Origin of the sequence: Bacteroides sp. DH3716P (assembly GCF_025914115.1) — a bacterium.
GTDB lineage: Bacteria > Bacteroidota > Bacteroidia > Bacteroidales > Bacteroidaceae > Bacteroides > Bacteroides ovatus.
In genome coordinates, this window is record NZ_CP083673.1 from 4,696,312 (window position 1) to 4,712,921 (window position 16,610).

At 42.9% G+C, this 16,610-nt stretch carries 13 protein-coding genes; 8 read left to right on the forward strand and 5 right to left on the reverse strand.

Going from position 1 to position 16,610, the window contains the following annotated elements:
* Positions 1 to 84 precede the first annotated feature (84 nt).
* Genes KQP79_RS17640 through KQP79_RS17650 form a run of 3 tightly spaced genes read right to left on the reverse strand, consistent with a single transcriptional unit; the run spans position 85 to position 4,743 of the window.
* Entirely contained in the window at positions 85 to 3,096 is a 3,012-nt protein-coding gene (locus KQP79_RS17640; protein ID WP_008774582.1) for a glycoside hydrolase family 3 N-terminal domain-containing protein, read from the reverse strand.
* Positions 3,093 to 3,932, reverse strand: coding sequence for a bifunctional metallophosphatase/5'-nucleotidase (locus tag KQP79_RS17645; protein ID WP_004315010.1), 840 nt, complete (start codon positions 3,930 to 3,932; stop codon positions 3,093 to 3,095). Before KQP79_RS17645 ends, KQP79_RS17640 begins: the two co-directional genes overlap by 4 nt.
* A 25-nt stretch (positions 3,933 to 3,957) precedes the next feature.
* Entirely contained in the window at positions 3,958 to 4,743 is a 786-nt protein-coding gene (locus KQP79_RS17650) for a 5'-nucleotidase C-terminal domain-containing protein (protein ID WP_004315009.1), read from the reverse strand.
* 155 nt (positions 4,744 to 4,898) lie between these two features.
* Between KQP79_RS17650 and rplS the strand changes: the two genes are divergently transcribed.
* On the forward strand, positions 4,899 to 5,252 hold the full coding sequence (rplS, locus tag KQP79_RS17655; protein WP_004315008.1) for a 50S ribosomal protein L19: 354 nt from the start codon (positions 4,899 to 4,901) through the stop codon (positions 5,250 to 5,252).
* Positions 5,253 to 5,568: 316 nt separating this feature from the next.
* Here the strand turns inward: rplS and KQP79_RS17660 are convergent, their stop codons facing one another.
* The gene (locus KQP79_RS17660) at positions 5,569 to 6,549 is read right to left on the reverse strand and encodes an ROK family protein (protein WP_004315007.1); all 981 of its coding nucleotides are present in this window, start codon (positions 6,547 to 6,549) and stop codon (positions 5,569 to 5,571) included.
* Positions 6,550 to 6,728: 179 nt separating this feature from the next.
* Between KQP79_RS17660 and KQP79_RS17665 the strand changes: the two genes are divergently transcribed.
* The 6 genes from KQP79_RS17665 (at position 6,729) to msrB (ending at position 13,622) form a co-directional block, all read left to right on the forward strand.
* Complete coding sequence (locus tag KQP79_RS17665) at positions 6,729 to 7,445, forward strand: ABC transporter ATP-binding protein (protein ID WP_049701174.1); 717 nt, start codon at positions 6,729 to 6,731, stop codon at positions 7,443 to 7,445.
* Positions 7,446 to 7,475: 30 nt separating this feature from the next.
* Entirely contained in the window at positions 7,476 to 8,735 is a 1,260-nt protein-coding gene (locus KQP79_RS17670; RefSeq protein ID WP_004311966.1) for an ABC transporter permease, read from the forward strand.
* 4 nt (positions 8,736 to 8,739) lie between these two features.
* Complete coding sequence (locus KQP79_RS17675) at positions 8,740 to 9,981, forward strand: ABC transporter permease (RefSeq protein ID WP_004296204.1); 1,242 nt, start codon at positions 8,740 to 8,742, stop codon at positions 9,979 to 9,981.
* Between the two features lie 80 nt (positions 9,982 to 10,061).
* The gene (locus KQP79_RS17680) at positions 10,062 to 11,162 is read left to right on the forward strand and encodes an efflux RND transporter periplasmic adaptor subunit (protein ID WP_004296205.1); all 1,101 of its coding nucleotides are present in this window, start codon (positions 10,062 to 10,064) and stop codon (positions 11,160 to 11,162) included.
* A gap of 9 nt (positions 11,163 to 11,171) precedes the next feature.
* A complete protein-coding gene (locus tag KQP79_RS17685) occupies positions 11,172 to 12,509 on the forward strand; it encodes a TolC family protein (RefSeq protein ID WP_004296206.1) in 1,338 nt (445 codons plus the stop codon).
* Between the two features lie 84 nt (positions 12,510 to 12,593).
* Entirely contained in the window at positions 12,594 to 13,622 is a 1,029-nt protein-coding gene (gene msrB, locus KQP79_RS17690; RefSeq protein WP_008649821.1) for a peptide-methionine (R)-S-oxide reductase MsrB, read from the forward strand.
* Positions 13,623 to 13,760: 138 nt separating this feature from the next.
* On the opposite strand, the gene KQP79_RS17695 is transcribed toward msrB, so the two are convergent.
* Positions 13,761 to 14,276, reverse strand: coding sequence for a DUF3836 domain-containing protein (locus KQP79_RS17695; protein ID WP_008774587.1), 516 nt, complete (start codon positions 14,274 to 14,276; stop codon positions 13,761 to 13,763).
* Positions 14,277 to 14,636: 360 nt separating this feature from the next.
* Here KQP79_RS17695 and KQP79_RS17700 point away from each other — a divergent pair, with 360 nt between their 5' ends.
* A complete protein-coding gene (locus tag KQP79_RS17700; RefSeq protein ID WP_061448184.1) occupies positions 14,637 to 16,586 on the forward strand; it encodes a transglycosylase domain-containing protein in 1,950 nt (649 codons plus the stop codon).
* Positions 16,587 to 16,610: the final 24 nt, after the last annotated feature.

The window sequence follows — 16,610 nt, forward strand, 5'->3', positions numbered from 1 at the left end:
GGCTGACAACTATCAGAATATTACGTTAATAATAAAAAAGGTAAAAGGTAGCTTTTAATATAGGCACCTTTTACCTTTCTTTTTTTATTTTTTCTTCATCGCATCATAAATAGCTCCCTGTATTCGCTCACGAATGTGCAGTTGGTTCAGTTTGCGATTTGTTACATCCGGATAAATCCGGTTGCTAAGGAATACATAAACCAGTTCATTGACCGGATCTACCCATGCACATGTACCGGTAAAGCCGGTATGACCGTACACTTCGGCAGGTGCAGCAGGAGCACAATTTCCTTTCTTCGGATCATCAGCATCCGGTTTGTCAAAGCCCAAGCCACGCCGGCTGATCTTTGAAGTTTCCGTAGTAAACAACTGACAGGTTTCTTTGCTTAGATAGCGTTGACCATCTATTTCTCCTCCATTCAGCAACATCTGATAAACGCGGGCTACATCACGGGCAGTAGAGAAAAGTCCGGCATTTCCGGCCAATCCGCCAAAGAAAGCGGAAGCCTCATCATGCACAAATCCCTGCAAAGTCTCTTTACGCAAGAAACGGTCTTTGTTGGAAGGGACAATTTCCGATTTGGCAAAACGGCGTAAAGGCAGGTAACCTGTATGTTCCAACCCCATCGGCTCATAAAACTCACGTTGCAAATAGGCTTCCATAGGCATACCGGCCAGTTGTTCCACCAACATTCCCAAGAGTATAAATCCGACATCACTATATACATAGCGCTTCTGCTTTAACGGAGCTTCTGCAATTTTCTCTTCTATCACCTTTCGGAAAGAACGGTTTAACCACAAACTGTCACAGATCTGAACAGTATAATCACCGGTCTTGACCGGAGAAATATATTCACTCTTGAATTTGAATTTCGGATTCGCCCACGTAGTCGTACCAATCTGTACCGGATGGTGGATATCTTTACGTGCGCTGAACAATCTTCCATCATAGCTATCCTTGTCAATAGCTTCCTGATAAAAAGGAATCCAGGAAGGTAAACCGGACTGATGATACAGAATTTCCTGAATCGTTATATCTTTCTTATCAGTACGTTGCAAAAACGGCAAATGATCCGAAATTTTATCTGTCAGATTAAAACGTCCCTTATCGTAGAGTTTCATAATGGCAAGCAAGGTGCCCGTCGTTTTTGAAAGGGAAGCCAGATCGTAGATATTCGTAGATTCGACACGAGGACTTCCTTTACCCGTATAAGTACCGAAAGCCTTGTCGAACATAATATGACCGTTTTTCAGCACCACCACCTGGCAACCGGGATAGGCTCCCTGATGAATACCATCCAATGCAATGGAATCAATCCGTTTTAGATGAGCAGAGGAAAGCCCGTATTCTTCCGGAACGAAATGCAACGGCGTTTTAGGGGTAATAGTCACTCCTGCTCCCGTTGGAAACAGTTCTCCCAGACTTGCCGACAACTGTCCGTCTGCAGATGCCTTGGCAAATAGCACATCTGCCACCTGGCGCTGCACGTCACTACTATAGCTATGTCCCAGCACCACCGCCGAAGCATGAGCCACCGCGCGCTGAATCTGCAACATCATCTTCCCGGGAGTAAAAAACAGATAAATGGCCGGGCTTTCGGGAACAAACTTAGCAAAGAAAGGCTGATAAGGAGCCAGCCGCTGTTCACTGACGGCTACAATAATCCGTTTATAGGTAGACAAAGAATCACGCAACCGCTGATTTTCCTCTTTCGTCTGATTGGCACGAAGGGAAAAACGAGCCAAAGACGTATAGCGGGAAAGTTGTTTCGCCAACGCATCAGTTTCTCCGGGATCTCCTACCTCGAGCAATGCAATCGTCTGCTCTTTGTCTGTATGCAAGGGGAGAATATGATTCTTGTTGTTCAGAACTGTTATTGCCGCTAAATTCAACCGGCGAACCAAATCACGCGTTTGCGGACTGTTAATCCGTTGTTCCAGACCGGATAATTGTACATACGACTTTTTCTTCAGTCCCAACACATATTTATAAGTCAAGACCTTACGACATTTGCTTTCAATATCTTCGCGGGTCAACTCTCCTTTTTCAATGGCTTCCAGTACGGCCGGTATCTCTTCCTTCAAGTTTCGGGGAGACAATACCATGTCATTACCAGCTTTCAAAGCCTGCAAACTGACATTTCCATTTCCCGCCACTCCTTTCATGGCAAGCGCATCTGTAAATATGAGTCCTTTGAACGCCAGTTCATCTGTCAGCAAATCGTATACGACATTGCGGGACAAGGAAGACGGAAGTCCACCAATCGGTTCTATCACCGGAACTTGCAAATGTCCTACCATCATACCGCCCAATCCGGCACGGATGGCTTCTTTAAAAGGATAAAGTTCCACACTGTCCAGACGCTCACGAGTGAAAGGAAGTACCGGAAGCGCCTTATGCGAATCAACATCGGTATCTCCATGTCCGGGAAAATGTTTACACACAGATAAAACCCCTCCACTTTCCAAACCGGAAGCATAAGCGATAACCTTATCAGCCACCTGTATCGGATCTTCTCCAAAAGAACGGGTATTGATTACGGGATTTTCAGGATTTATATTCACGTCCGCCACCGGAGCAAAGTTGACCTGTACTCCAATCTGTCGGCATTGACGAGCAACTTCACGCCCGTATTCATAGAGCAGCTTGTTGTCACGGATACATCCCAATACCATATTCCGTGGAAAAACAGGCATACCACGCAAACGCATGGCCAGTCCCCATTCTCCATCAAAGGTAATCATCAAAGGGACTTTTGCCTGCCGTTGCGCCCGGTTTGTCAGTTCAACCTGATTTTGCATCTTCCCACCGGAAAAGAGAAGTCCGCCCACTTTATAGGTGTCGATTACTTCGCGCAACAGTTCCAGATTTCGTTTGGTATCTACCGGGGCAATGGTATAGATGAACAACTGCCCTACCTTTTCTTTAAAGGAAAGCTTATCCATAACCGAATCAACCCAGTGCCGGCAGTCTTTGTCCTGAAGGGCTTTATACACCAGCAGAGGTTCAACGGTTGTAGCATTCTGCGCCGGACTTGAAACCGTGCCGGCCGCAATAAGGAATAAAAGCGTTACTATTGAGGGGATTATCTTCATTTATGTTTCAAAGTCAAATCGAGACGGCCTACACGAACACCATTTTTTCCCGTGTGCATAACAGGCACCTCTTTTCCGTCCATATTCAAGTATGTTTTGGGGCCTTTCATAAATGTATGAGAGTGCCCGCCCAGAATCACGTCGATATTGCGTGTTCCGGCAACCAGATGTTCATCCATTTGAATGCCCAGATGAGACAGGCATACTACCAAATCACAACCTTCTTCGTCTTTCAACAAAGCAGCTATTTCGTTGGATACGCGGACAGGATCTTCATAAACGACTCCTTCGCATTTATTAGCCTGAATCATCCCTTCCGGTTGGGTTCCAAGACCAAACACACCAATTCTCAAACCATATTTCTCAAGAACGACGTAGGGTTTAACTATATCTTTCAATACCGTAGCATCCAGATTATAGTTGGCACAAACGACCGGGAAATTAGCCATCTTGAAAATACGTTCCATATTATCCACATCAAAATCAAACTCATGGTTACCGATAGTCATAGCGTCATAACCCATTTCATTCATTAGTTTAACTTCCACTTCTCCGCGGAACATATTATAATAAGGTGTCCCTTGAGAAATATCTCCGCAGTCGAAAAGCAGCACATTCTTATGCTCCTTGCGGAACTGTTCGAGAAAAGCAGCCCGGCGAAGAAAACCACCTTTATTATAGTATTCGTCCCCCTTCTGATTGACAGGTTCGATACGACTATGCACATCGCTTGTTTGTAAAATAATCACTTCTTTGGTATCCTTATCCTGCGCAAAGATTGAGAAAGTAAAGCTCAATGCAAGACATAACAGGAATAATATCTGAAATCTTTTCATATTCAATATTTTTAGATTCTCCTTTTTATTTTATGGTAATACGTCCATCCAGTTTAGAGGTAATCGCTTTGCCTTCGGCAGTCTGTTTGCGTACATAATCAAGAAATAGTCCGCGTAAGGTTGCGTCTTCGGGGCATACTCTCTTTTCCGCCTGCAGGAAAGCATCCATCCGTCCGTTTCCATCTGCCAGATAGTCGATAGTAGCCACCGTGTAGAGCTGGTCATCCTTTAGTGGTTTTTCACCGACAAAGGCGTTCAGCAACTTTCCATCTTTGGTGATTTCAAGACGGATACCGCTCACTCCTTCTCCGTGTAGAGATGCAATCGCTTCAAAAAGACGTCTCAAGTCTGTTCCTTTCATAGTCAGTACGCAAAGAGAATTCTCAAAAGGAAGAATTTCAAACACATCGCCTACCGTAATATCTCCTTCGGGCAAGATATTACGCAAGCCGCCCATATTTACCAATCCCATATCAGCAGGTTTCCCCAACACCTGAACAGCCGCTTGCTGCAAAACACCTGCAACAAGGTTGGAAAGTAAACTTTCGGGACCTCCTTTGTCCATTTTCATCGCACTGGTGCCGATGACTTCATACATCATCGCATCCACCTTTTCCTTATAAGGCTTTAAGATTTCGGCAGCTTTCGCGTTGGGATGGGTATCCCAAACAGAATCAATCGTTATCATGCTGCCCTCTACTTTAGTTACTTCGTACTGAGCCGTAGTCTCGCGTGCGGTCCGGCAGGAAGTAAACAGGAAGCCTCCTGCCAACGCTGCCACCATCAGATACTTTGCATAAGTCTGTTTCATGTTCGCTATTTTTAGATATGCTACAAATATACAAAAACATTTGGCTATCTGGCAAATAATTCGTTACTTTGCACCGCTTTCGCGCAATCGCTGTCAAGAGAAGAGATACTTGGTATGTTGCGTTGTAACGATGAAACAATTTAATAATAACAACAATGGATTTAATTAAAATTGCAGAAGAAGCATTCGCTACCGGAAAACAGCACCCGAGCTTCAAAGCAGGAGACACTGTAACAGTAGCATATCGTATTATCGAGGGTAACAAAGAACGTGTACAGCTGTACCGTGGTGTTGTTATCAAAATCGCCGGTCACGGAGACAAAAAACGTTTTACTGTACGTAAAATGTCAGGAACTATAGGCGTAGAAAGAATTTTCCCAATCGAATCACCGGCTATCGATAGCATCGAAGTGAACAAGGTAGGTAAAGTTCGTCGCGCTAAATTGTACTACCTGCGCGCTCTTACTGGTAAGAAAGCTAGAATCAAAGAAAAAAGAGCTAACGGCTAAGCCGAACTTTTCGATTCGAAATAAAAAAGGGAACTTCATAATGAATGAAGTTCCCTTTTTTATTGCTACCATTCTCGCAAAGCTATTATCTGGGAAGTACATTTTCTCAACTATACTCACACCTGTGAGAAAAAATACTCATACCTATGAGAATATATTCCCATTAGTATGAGTATTATTTCTCATACTAGTGAGAATAAACCCTTTTCTGAATAGGCTGTAGATGCCTTGTAGATGGCGGAAAGGAATAATAAAACAAAGCCCCGAAAGTCATAGACTCCCGAGGCTTCATCACCTTTATTATAATAATGATATATTATTCTTTCAAATCTTTCAGTTCCCAAGCCAATGCACTGGCACCCAGTACAGCAGCATCAGAATCCTTCAATTCGGAAACGAGCAATTTCGTCTTACCTTTATAGATATTCAGGATATTATCATCAATGGCCTTCTGAATCGGTTTCATGATATAGTCACCGGACTTAGCCAAGCCACCGAACAATACAATGGCTTCAGGGCTGGAGAATGCAATAGCATCCGCCAAAGCTTCACCCAAGATATTACCTGTAAATTCGAAGATCTCCTGTGCCAATTTATCTCCTTGTACAGCTGCGTCATATACATCTTTTGAAGTAATGTTTTCTGCAGGAATGTTACGAAGCAAGCTGGCATCCGTACGAGCGGCAAGGAATTCGCGAGCTGTGCGAGCTACACCGGTAGCCGAACAGTAAGTTTCCAGACATCCCTTACGTCCACAACCGCAAAGACGACCATCGCGACGAGCGATCACGTGTCCTAATTCGCCTGCAAAACCGTCATGTCCATATACCATCTGGCCGTTGATAACAATACCACTACCCACACCGGTACCCAGTGTAATCATGATAAAGTCTTTCATACCACGGGCAGCGCCATAAGTCATTTCACCGATAGCAGCAGCATTTGCATCGTTTGTCAAAGCAGTGGGGATACCCAGTCTTTCTTCAAACATGGCAGCCAACGGAAGAATTCCTTTCCAAGGCAAGTTTGGAGCAAATTCAATCGTTCCCGTGTAATAGTTACCATTCGGAGCACCGATACCGATACCTCTGATTTTATCAACGCCACCATTAGCAATAATCAATGGAAGCAGGCTTTTACACACTTCATCAGCGTATTCTTCTACTGTAGGATAACCAGATGTTTTGATTGAACTGCTGGCAATAATAGTTCCGCGTGCGTCTACAATTCCAAAGACGGTATTCGTTCCGCCTATGTCAATACCTACTACGTAGGGCTTTTCCATGTTTGAATTCATGATACTTTTATTTAAAAGGGTTAGTTAATCATTAAGTTTACTGCACACAAATTACGTAAAGAAGATTGAGTCTACAAAATGTTTTTCAAAAAAAGTTCAACCTCTTTGCAACTTTTCGTATCTTGCAGCCGTCTAATAGTAGAAAATTATTAGAAAACAGAATCTAAATAAAGAAAATTGTGATACAACTAACAAACGTCAACAAGACCTACAACAACGGAGCGCCTCTCCATGTACTTAAAGGTATCAATCTCAATATCGAACAGGGAGAATTTGTTTCCATCATGGGAGCATCCGGGTCTGGGAAATCAACTTTACTCAATATATTGGGAATTCTCGACAACTACGACACCGGAGAGTATTATCTGAATAACGTACTCATCAAGAACTTAAGCGAAACCAAAGCTGCCGAATACCGGAATCGCATGATCGGATTTATCTTCCAGTCATTTAACCTGATTTCCTTTAAAGATGCCGTAGAGAATGTAGCACTTCCTTTATTTTATCAAGGGATAAGCCGCAAGAAGCGAAATGCACTTGCCTTGGAATATCTCGACCGTCTGGGTTTAAAAGACTGGGCACATCACATGCCCAACGAAATGAGTGGCGGTCAGAAACAACGTGTGGCAATCGCACGGGCTTTAATCACCCAACCGCAAATCATTCTGGCAGATGAGCCTACAGGAGCTTTGGACAGTAAAACTTCCGTGGAAGTGATGCAAATTCTGAAAGATCTTCATAAGCTGGGAATGACGATTGTAGTTGTCACCCACGAAAGCGGAGTTGCCAACCAAACAGACAAGATTATACACATCAAGGACGGGGTTATCGAACGCATTGAAGATAATATCGACCACGATGCCTCTCCGTTCGGCAAAGACGGTATCATGAAATAATCTAAAATCCACCACTATACAAACATTATCATGATTGACATCTGGCAAGAAATATATAGTACCATCAAACGCAACAAGCTAAGGACTTTTCTCACAGGATTTGCCGTGGCATGGGGAATCTTTATGCTTATCGTCCTACTAGGTGCAGGCAACGGACTGATCCACGCATTCGAGCAATCGGCTTCCGAACGTGCCATGAACTCCATCAAGATTTTTCCGGGATGGACCAGTAAATCATACGACGGACTGAAAGAAGGAAGACGGGTGCAACTGGACAATAAAGACATGGATGCTACCAGTCATTATTTCCCGAATCATGTCATCAAGGCCGGAGCAACCGTGTGGCAGGGAGGCGTTAATCTTAGTTTCGGACAAGAATACGTCAGCCTGAACCTTTCCGGCGTATATCCCAATCATACAGAGGTAGAAGTCGTGAAGCTTTTCGAAGGACGTTTTATCAATGAAATCGATATCAAGGAACGCCGGAAAGTTATTGTGCTTCATAAGAAAACAGCAGAAATCCTTTTTAACAAGACTCATACCGAGCCAATCGGACAGTTTGTCAACGCCGGAAATGTGGTTTATCAGGTAGTAGGTCTTTATAATGATAAAGGAAATAGCGGAGACAGCGATGCCTACATTCCTTTTACCACTCTGCAAACGATTTATAATAAAGGAGACAAACTGAATAACCTGGTCATGACTACCAAAAATCTGGAAACAGTAGAGGCCAATGAGGCTTTTGAAGCCCATTACCGCAAAGTATTGGGAGCCAACCATCGGTTTGACCCAACGGACCACAGTGCTATCTGGATATGGAACCGGTTTACCAACTATCTGCAACAGCAGAAAGGTTCGGGCATGCTGCGTATCGCCATCTGGGTAATCGGCATCTTTACGTTACTTAGCGGAATCGTTGGAGTTTCCAACATCATGCTGATTACCGTCAAAGAACGTACCCGCGAGTTTGGTATTCGTAAGGCTTTGGGAGCCAAACCGCTTTCCATTCTCTGGTTGATTATCGTAGAGAGCGTCACCATCACCACCATATTCGGATATATCGGCATGGTAGCCGGTATCGGAGTGACCGAATGGATGAACAGCGCTTTCGGCAATCAGACCATGGACACCGGAATGTGGACGGAAACCGTTTTCCTGAATCCGACAGTAGATATAAGAATCGCCATACAGGCTACACTCACATTAATAATAGCTGGTACGTTAGCCGGATTATTCCCTGCCCGAAAAGCAGTTAGCATCCGACCGATCGAAGCACTTAGAGCAGATTAAGACTATGAGAATAGACATGGATACCTGTGAGGAAATCCTCATTACCATTACAAGAAATAAAACGAGAAGCCTGCTGACTGCATTCGGTGTTTTCTGGGGAATCTTTATGCTCGTAGCCCTTATCGGCGGCGGGCAAGGATTGGAGGACATGATGAAAAAGAACTTTGAAGGATTTGCCACCAATTCTGGTTTCCTTGTCTCGCAAAGAACGGGCGAGGCTTACAAAGGCTTCCGCAAAGGGAGATGGTGGAATCTGGAATCTACCGACATTGACCGTCTTCGCTCCCAAGTGAAAGAGGTGGAGATCATTACTCCGTCCGTAGCCCGTTGGGGTTCCAAAGCCGTATACGAAGATAAGAAATATGATTGTAGCGTGAAAGGATTGTATCCGGATTATCTCCACATTGAATCACAGGAAATGGCATACGGCAGGTTCATCAATGAGGTGGATATAAAGGAAGCACGCAAAGTATGTGTCATCGGAAAACGAATTTATGAAAGTCTTTTCAAACCGGGAGAAGACCCGTGTGGCAAATATGTAAGAGTAGATGGCATTTATTATCAAGTGATTGGCATGTCTTCTTCCGAAGGGGACATGAATATACAGGGACGGGCTTCGGAGGCCGTCACTCTTCCTTTCACTACGATGCAGCAAACATATAATCTGGGAGGACGAATTGATGTGATCTGTTTCACTGCGAAGCATGGAGTCAAAGTGTCTGAAATACAACCCAAAATGGAACAGGTCATTAAAGCCGCACATTATATCTCCCCGGATGACAAACAGGCTGTTATGTGCCTGAATGCCGAAGCTATGTTCTCTATGGTCGATAACCTGTTTACCGGTATCAACATACTTGTTTGGATGGTAGGATTGGGAACTTTGCTGGCAGGTGCCATCGGAGTATCCAATATTATGATGGTGACCGTTAAAGAACGTACCACTGAAATCGGTATCCGCCGGGCGATCGGTGCACGACCGAAAGATATTCTGCAACAAATTCTATCAGAGAGTATGGTACTTACCACCATTGCAGGAATGTGTGGAATATCCTTTGCCGTCATGGTGTTGCAACTTGTAGAGATGGGAGCCAACGCTGACGGAGGGGACACCCGTTTTCAAGTTACTTTCGGACTGGCAATCGGTACTTGTGCCCTTCTAATCGCACTGGGAATGTTGGCAGGTCTGGCACCTGCTTACCGGGCCATGGCTATCAAACCGATTGAGGCGATTCGGGATGAATAAGGAAGTGGAACAGTTATCTGGATATGTGAGGAGTTTAGTTTCAATCATCAATCGTAAATAATAAAATTATAAATAAAATCATGAAAAAGTATCTGAAAATCACATTATTGGTAGTCATTGCTATCATTCTTGTCGGAACATTCGTATTCCTTTATCAGAAATCCAAGCCTAAGGTAATCACTTACGAAACAGTTAGACCGGAAATGACTGACCTCCAAAAAACTACAGTAGCTACCGGAAAGGTGGAACCGAGAGACGAAATTTTAATCAAACCGCAAATTTCGGGTATTATCGACGAAGTATATAAAGAAGCCGGACAAGCTGTAAGAAAAGGGGAAGTTATTGCCAAAGTAAAAGTAATCCCTGAACTCGGACAACTGAATTCTGCAGAAAGCCGTGTGCGCCTGGCAGAAATTAATGCAACCCAGGCAGAAACGGATTTCGCCCGTGTGAAGAAGTTGTATGACGGTCAGTTAATTAGCCGGGAGGAATACGAGAAAAGTGAAGTGGCTTTGAAACAGGCTCGCGAAGAGAGACAGACGGCCAAAGACAATCTGGAAATCGTAAAAGAAGGAATTACCAAAAACAGTGCCTCTTTCAGTAGCACGATGATTCGCTCTACCATTGACGGGTTAATCCTGGACGTACCTGTAAAAGCTGGTAATTCGGTGATTATGAGTAATACGTTCAATGATGGAACCACGATTGCTACGGTAGCCAACATGAACGATATGATTTTCCGCGGTAATATTGATGAAACAGAAGTGGGACGTATCCACGAACAAATGCCAATCAAGCTGACCATCGGAGCTTTACAAAATCTGACTTTCAATGCCATTCTGGAATATATCTCTCCGAAAGGGGTGGAAACCAATGGAGCCAACCAGTTTGAAATCAAGGCTGCGATTACCATTCCGGATTCTGTTCAGATTCGTTCCGGATATTCGGCTAATGCGGAAATCGTATTACAAAAAGCCAATCAGGTATTGGCAGTGCCCGAAAGCACTGTTGAATTTAGTGGTGACTCTACATTTGTGTACATCATGACAGATTCAGTGCCCGAACAAAAGTTCCAGCGTACACAGGTGACTGCCGGTATGAGTGATGGAATCAAGATAGAAATCAAGAAAGGGGTAACCGTTCAGGACAAAATACGTGGTGCAGAGAAAAAAGATAAATAATTGAATCCGATGAAAATAATTCGTAAAACCATATCAGCCCTTCTGCTTGCCGGAGTCGGAATCACCTCCATTCAGGCACAGAACAACTCTTCGCAAGCGTGGACGCTGCGGCAATGTATCGACTATGCCATTGAACATAATATAGAAATCCGTCAATCGGCCAATAATGTCGAAGCAGGCAAAGTGAGTGTAAACACTACTAAATGGGCACGCCTTCCGAATCTGAGCGGTAGTGCCAGCCAAAACTGGAGTTGGGGTCGTACCGCTTCTCCGATAGACAACTCGTATAGTGACATCAACAGCGCCAATACCAGTTTCAGCTTGGGAACAAACGTACCTATATTTACCGGTTTGCAATTGTCCAACCAATATTCACTTGCCAAACTGGATTTAAAAGCTGCTATAGAAGATTTGAATAAAGCCAGAGAGGATATTGCAATCAATGTCACTTCGGCTTATTTACAGGTTTTATTCAATCAAGAATTAAGTAAGATTGCTCATAATCAGGTCGATTTAAGCAAAGACCAGTTAAAACGTATTCAAGGTCTTCAGGGAGTGGGTAAGGCATCCTCTTCTGAAGTGGCCGAAGCACAAGCCCGTGTTGCACAGGATGAAATGACTGCTGTACAATCAGACAATACGTACAAACTGTCCTTACTGGATCTCACCCAACTCTTGGAATTACCCACGCCTGAAGGATTTGTACTCGAAAGCCCTAAGGAAGAATTAGAGTTCGAATCTCTCACTCCGCCGGATGACATATATACACAGGCGCTTACTTACAAACCAAGCATTAAGGCTGCAGAATATCGTTTACAAGGTAGTCTTAATAGTATTCGTATTGCCCAAAGTGCGTTTTATCCACAACTCTCTTTCAGTGCCGGTCTGGGAAGTAATTATTATACGGTTAGCGGAAGATCAGAGAGCAGCTTCGGCAGTCAGATGAAAAACAATCTGAATAAATATATAGGATTTAATTTGAGCGTGCCAATCTTCAACCGTTTTGCCACAAGAAACCGGGTACGCACCGCTCGTTTGCAACAAATAGATTTATCCTTGAAGTTGGATAACAGTAAAAAAATACTCTATAAAGAAATTCAGCAAGCCTGGTACAATGCTCTGGCAGCAGAAAGTAAATACAACTCCAGTGAAGTGGCAGTAAAAGCCAACGAAGAATCTTTCCGCCTGATGAGTGAGAAGTTCAATAACGGCAAGGCTACCTTTGTGGAATACAATGAAGCCAAACTTAATCTGACGAAAGCTCTTTCGGATAAGTTGCAGGCAAAATATGACTACCTGTTCCGGACTAAAATTCTGGATTTCTACAAAGGACAGGTCATTGAATGAAAAAAAATAAAGTTGAGTTTAGTATAGTAGTTCCTTAAAACATATCCGTTGGTTCATTCGTTATTATAGAAAGAACTAACGGATATGAAGTATTTTATCGTCCTAGTGATTGTAATGATTAGTAATACATTTTTAGGAGTTGCTAAACCAATGAAGAATCAAGCAGAAATCTATTTTGCGGGAGGATGTTTCTGGGGGACAGAACATTTCCTGAAACAAATTCGAGGAGTAGAAAATACTCAGGTAGGGTATGCCAACAGTAATGTTGCCAATCCGAGTTATGAACAGGTCTGTTCAGGAAAAACCAATGCTGCCGAAACAGTAAAGGTGGTTTATGATCCGAAAACGGTAGATTTGAATTTACTGCTCGATCTATATTTCAAGACAATCGATCCTACCAGCCTCAACCAGCAAGGTAATGACCGGGGAACGCAGTATAGAACCGGAATTTATTATGTAGATAAAGAAGATCTCCCTGTCATCAAGCAGGCGATTCAACTATTATCCGCGCAATATAAAACTCCTATCGTCCTAGAAGTAAAGCCATTGACAAATTTCTATCCGGCAGAGACTTACCACCAGGACTATCTGGATAAAAATCCGGGTGGATACTGCCATATCAATCCCGCTTTATTCGAAATGGCACGCAAAGCGAATGCGCCGAAAGCTAAAGCGTATCAAAAAGCGGATGATGCAACCCTTCGTAAGGAATTGTCGGCGGAACAATATGCCGTAACCCAAAAGAATGCCACTGAACCTGCTTTCCACAATAAATACTGGAATGAGCATCGTCCCGGCATTTATGTGGATATTACTACCGGAGAACCTCTGTTTGTCTCTACCGACAAGTTTGATTCAGGTTGCGGGTGGCCAAGCTTTTCCCAACCGATTCAAAAAGATCTAATCGCAGAAAAGAAAGATACTTCGCACGGCATGATACGTACGGAAGTACGCAGTAAAACCGGAGATGCTCATTTGGGACACGTATTCACAGATGGGCCGAAAGAGAAAGGTGGATTACGCTATTGCATCAATAGCGCTTCACTTCGTTTTATCCCGAAAGATAAAATGAAAGAGGAAGGTTATGGAGAATATCTACCACTCGTTAAATAGATATTGAAGAGTTACAAAAGCTAATCGTAACTGTTCATTAGAAAAACAGAACGGTGGATTATCCCATAAGGAAATCCACCATTTTTAATGTAGTTAAATTAAAAGAGAGAGAAGGAGTTTCACAACTCCGATTTATTTTTATCTGCTGGCAGTCAGCAGAGTTGCTTCATTAGTTGCCGGAGTAGATACATTCATAGCCCAGCTAGCAGCGGATTCTTCAATCCATTTATCATTCCATTTATAGTTCATATAAGCAACCGGCATATTAGCGTCGTTCAGTTCATAAACGCTCTTTTCAACAGATGCGTCGTAAGCTCTGTGAGAGTCATTCCAGCGTGCATATACCAAAGTGATTTCATTAGATGAATAAGTATAATCAATTTTAAAGTACGGTATCCATTTTTCAGTAGAAGCATCCCATTTGAAAGCTTCTTTGGAGGACATTCTCTTCTGATCGTCATAGGTAAAATCATATTTCATGTGGCGATAGAGAGAACCATCGAGTCTGTAAATCACTTTCGATACTACAAGTTCATCTACTTTTTCTTCATTAGTAATGAAGTTATTACCCTGTGCCTTCACTGTTGTATTAGCGATTCCTGCAAATACCATAGCAACTAAAACGATCATTCTGAATAATACTGTAGTCTTCATAATTGTATATTTTTTATTTGTTCAACATTCTGTTTTTGTTCTTCTGTTTATTAGACGGATCAAGCGTCTCAAACGGTTGCAACCTTCTGAAGTTTTTTTCATTTTTCTTCGTTGTCCGCTTGCGACTATAGAGATGCAACGAGCGTGCCAAAACGATAACTAGCTAATAATCAAGGAAATCATAAAACAGAACGGTGTACGAAAACGAACAGTTGTACGCTTAAAAGCGAACAACTAACCATTTTTTTCGCATTTTCTTCTTTCTACTGATGAATATAACTCTAAAAATGGGAAAATACTCCGCTTGTTGCCCGAATTATTATCTACCTTTGCAGCGATTATCATATCAAGAAAAAGAAGATGGAAACGTCCAACAAAAAAAGAATTATCATTCTATCGGCTATCGGTATCTTGCTTACCGGCCTTATTTGTCTCTTTGCATTCCGCAATGTCATTTTATGCCATATCGTTGACAAACGAACTACACGTGCCGAACAAACATACGGTCTACAAATTCATTATCAGGAGTTACGAATGAAAGGCTGCAATGAAGTGGCTTTACAAGGACTTTATATTGTTCCCAACCAACGCGATACCCTCCTGACATTACAATCCGTCAATGTAAAACTAAGTTTTTGGGAATTGCTAAAAGGAGAAATCGAAGTACGGAATGTGCTTATGAATGGCCTGGCAATCAACTTCATCAAGTATGATAGCATAGCTAACTACGATTTCCTGTTCTTTAAACGGCAACAAGAAGCAGAACCCCAACCTGTCATAGAAAGTGACTATGCCAACCGTATTGACCGGATATTAAACCTCATTTACGGTTTCCTGCCTGAAAACGGGCAACTCAGGCAAATCAATATAACCGAACGTAAAGATAGTAATTTCGTTGCAGTCAACATTCCTTCTTTTATTATTGAGAACAATCATTTCCAATCAACCATTCAGATAAAAGAAGATACACTGCCTCAACAACTATGGGAAGCCACCGGCGAACTAAACAGAAGAGACTATACATTAAAAGCATCTGTCTTTGCCCCGGAAAAAAGAAAAATCTCACTACCTTATATTACCCGCCGTTTTGGAGCAGAAGTCACTTTCGACACCCTATCTTATAATATGACTAAAGATAAGCGTGCATCCAATCAACTGCTCCTCAAAGGAAAAGCGAGAGTGAACGGACTTGACGTATTTCATAAAGCCCTCTCTCCTGAAGTAATTCATCTCGATCGTGGACAACTCTGTTACGAGATGAACATTAGCGGGCACTCACTCGAACTGGATAGCACGACCATCGTTGATTTCAACAAACTCCAGTTTCATCCTTATTTGCGAGCCGAGAAAGAGAAAGGAAACTGGCATTTCACTGCTGCGGTCAACAAATCCTGGTTTCCGGCAGATGATCTGTTCAGCTCTCTCCCCAAAGGATTATTCAGCAATCTGGAAGGCATAAAAACAAGTGGCGAGTTGGCCTATCATTTTCTATTAGATATTGATTTTGCACAACTAGATAGTCTCAAACTGGAATCCGGACTGAAAGAGAAAGACTTCCGCATCACAAGCTATGGAGCCACTTCACTCTCCAAAATGTCCGGCGAGTTCATTTATACAGCTTATGAGAATGGAATACCGGTGCGGACTTTTCCTATTGGTCCCTCGTGCAAACACTTTACACCATTGGATAGCATTTCACCCATCCTAAGAATGTCCGTTATGCAAAGTGAAGATGGAGCATTCTTTTACCATCGCGGTTTCCTGCCCGATGCCCTACGGGAAGCATTGATTTACGACCTGCAAGTGAAACGCTTTGCACGTGGAGGAAGCACGATCACCATGCAACTCGTAAAGAATGTATTCCTGAACCGTAATAAGAACTTTGCACGTAAATTGGAAGAGGCATTGATTGTATGGCTAATAGAAAATGAAAGATTAACTTCTAAAGAACGCATGTACGAAGTATATCTGAACATTGTTGAATGGGGACCGCTCGTTTATGGTATTCAGGAAGCTTCTGCTTATTATTTCAATAAACGCCCTTCACAACTGAACACGGAAGAAAGTATTTTCCTGGCTTCCATTATCCCGAAGCCCAAGCATTTCCGCAGCTCTTTTGCTGAAGGCGGACAGTTAAAGGAGAATATGGAAGGCTATTATAAGTTGATAGCCAAGCGGCTTGCACAGAAAGGAGTAATAAGTGAAATCGAGGCGGATAGTATCCGCCCCGATATCCAAGTTACGGGCGCTGCCCGGAATAGTCTAGCCGGTGAAAACCCGGAGTCTAGTTCTCCTTCCGCTGAGGAGTAATGAGATTGATATAAATAATAAAGG

What these genes read in the sequence shown, in the direction of transcription:
- KQP79_RS17640 (WP_008774582.1), bottom strand. Translation starts at nt 3,096, where the DNA reads ATGAAGATAATCCCCTCAATAGTAACGCTTTTATTCCTTATTGCGGCC.
- KQP79_RS17645 (WP_004315010.1), bottom strand. Translation starts at nt 3,932, where the DNA reads ATGAAAAGATTTCAGATATTATTCCTGTTATGTCTTGCATTGAGCTTT.
- KQP79_RS17650 (WP_004315009.1), bottom strand. Translation starts at nt 4,743, where the DNA reads ATGAAACAGACTTATGCAAAGTATCTGATGGTGGCAGCGTTGGCAGGA.
- rplS (WP_004315008.1), top strand. Translation starts at nt 4,899, where the DNA reads ATGGATTTAATTAAAATTGCAGAAGAAGCATTCGCTACCGGAAAACAG.
- KQP79_RS17660 (WP_004315007.1), bottom strand. Translation starts at nt 6,549, where the DNA reads ATGAATTCAAACATGGAAAAGCCCTACGTAGTAGGTATTGACATAGGC.
- KQP79_RS17670 (WP_004311966.1), top strand. Translation starts at nt 7,476, where the DNA reads ATGATTGACATCTGGCAAGAAATATATAGTACCATCAAACGCAACAAG.
- KQP79_RS17675 (WP_004296204.1), top strand. Translation starts at nt 8,740, where the DNA reads ATGAGAATAGACATGGATACCTGTGAGGAAATCCTCATTACCATTACA.
- KQP79_RS17680 (WP_004296205.1), top strand. Translation starts at nt 10,062, where the DNA reads ATGAAAAAGTATCTGAAAATCACATTATTGGTAGTCATTGCTATCATT.
- KQP79_RS17685 (WP_004296206.1), top strand. Translation starts at nt 11,172, where the DNA reads ATGAAAATAATTCGTAAAACCATATCAGCCCTTCTGCTTGCCGGAGTC.
- msrB (WP_008649821.1), top strand. Translation starts at nt 12,594, where the DNA reads ATGAAGTATTTTATCGTCCTAGTGATTGTAATGATTAGTAATACATTT.
- KQP79_RS17695 (WP_008774587.1), bottom strand. Translation starts at nt 14,276, where the DNA reads ATGAAGACTACAGTATTATTCAGAATGATCGTTTTAGTTGCTATGGTA.
- KQP79_RS17700 (WP_061448184.1), top strand. Translation starts at nt 14,637, where the DNA reads ATGGAAACGTCCAACAAAAAAAGAATTATCATTCTATCGGCTATCGGT.